The sequence below is a fragment of the Protofrankia sp. CiP1_Cm_nod3 genome, assembly GCF_982290655.1.
On the sequence record NZ_CEVIVD010000198.1, the window covers coordinates 1 to 1,403 of the forward strand.

Consider the following 1,403-nt stretch of genomic DNA (forward strand, 5'->3'; position numbering starts at 1 on the left):
ACAGGCCTCGTGGCAGCACGGCGCACACGCGCTGCCGGACGGCGAAAGTGTCCGACGGAAGCCCCGTCGGCCCTGTCCCGGCCACGAGCCCCGGACCAGCCAGCGGCCTGCCTCACTGAGGACTCGATCAGGATCGAGCCGTCCGCCTGGTTGTTCGGCGGCCTGACGGGGTGAAGGCCGGGGTCAGCCATGTCTGCGCAGTTAGCGGGCTAGATCAGGGTTCAAGTTCCATCCCCTCGCCTCCACGTATGATCATGGATGTAACCTGCAACGATCTCGTTTCGACAGTTGTCAATCATGGATTTGTTCGACCGCTACGCCGGGTCCTGCCGGGACGTCGAGGAGCTCCTCGCGGAGCGAGGTCTCGTCGTTGGCCACGTGACCGTCTACCGGTGGGTGTGCCGGTTCACCCCGCTGCTGATCGACGCGGCCCGGCCATGCGGACCGCCAACATGATCACGTCCAGCATGAGTTCTCGGCTGTGCGGGAACGTGTGACGCAGTGAGCGTAGCCGCACATGCCTTGGTGCATGGCGTACGTTGTGCGTACGCTGGTGGGGTGGCGGGTGCGAAGGACGATCGGCTGCACCTTCGGGTGGAGCCGGCGCAGAAGGCGCTGCTGGAGGCCGCCAGTTCGGCCTCCGGGAGCACGGTGTCGGCGTTCGTGTTGAAGGCTGCTACTGAGGCGGCGGCCGACATTCTGGCGGATCGGCGGGTGTTCGTCCTGGACGAGGTGGCCTGGCAGGCGTTTGACCATGCGTTGGACCGGCCGGCGTCCGAGGTGGCGGGGCTGCGGGAGCTGCTGTCGGCACCCACCGTGCTGGACCAGTCCGAGCCTGGCCAGGGCGGTCGGTGAGCGGTCGCAGGTTCGGCCCGGTCGAACCGGCGGCCGCCAGCCATGTGCTGTCCGGGTTTGACTGCGGGTCGGCGGCGCAGTCGTCCTGGTTGACGGCGCACGCGTTGCAGGCGCACCAATCGGGCTCATCCCGGGTGTACGTGGTCACCGGCGCCGAGGACGGCGATCGGCGGGTGGTCGGCTACTACGCGCTGGCGGCGGGGTCGGTCGCGCCGACGCAGGCGCCGCGGCGGCTGACGCAGGGCGCGGGCCGCTACCACCAGCCGGTAGTCATCCTCACCCGGCTCGGTGTAGATCTGTCGGTCCAGGGCGCCGGGCTGGGCCAGGCCCTGGTGGTCGACGCCCTGCGCCGCGTTGCCGCCGCCGGGGAGGTCATCGGAGTGCGGGCCCTGCTGATCCACTGCGAGAACGAGACCGCCCGCGACTTCTACCTGCGCCTGGCGAAGTTCGAGCCCAGCCCCACCGACCCCATGCACCTGTTCCTCCTGATGAAGGACCTCCGCAAGGCCCTCGGCAGTACCTGACCAAGCCCATGCTGTCCCGATTCG

Annotated in this window: 2 protein-coding genes and 1 pseudogene; all 3 read left to right on the top strand. The window is 69.0% G+C overall.

Annotated features, from left to right (window positions below; translation table 11 throughout):
* Nucleotides 1–312 precede the first annotated feature (312 nt).
* Nucleotides 313–441 (top strand): annotated as a pseudogene (locus tag AC5LUJ_RS22465) (IS6 family transposase); the annotation flags it as partial.
* Between the two features lie 117 nt (nucleotides 442–558).
* Nucleotides 559–855, top strand: coding sequence for a type II toxin-antitoxin system TacA family antitoxin (locus tag AC5LUJ_RS22470; protein WP_250287537.1), 297 nt, complete (start codon nucleotides 559–561; stop codon nucleotides 853–855).
* Nucleotides 852–1,379, top strand: a complete 528-nt coding sequence (locus tag AC5LUJ_RS22475) for a GNAT family N-acetyltransferase (RefSeq protein ID WP_250287535.1) — start codon at nucleotides 852–854, stop codon at nucleotides 1,377–1,379. The genes AC5LUJ_RS22470 and AC5LUJ_RS22475 overlap by 4 nt, the downstream gene beginning before the upstream one ends.
* The last annotated feature ends 24 nt before the right edge of the window (nucleotides 1,380–1,403 follow it).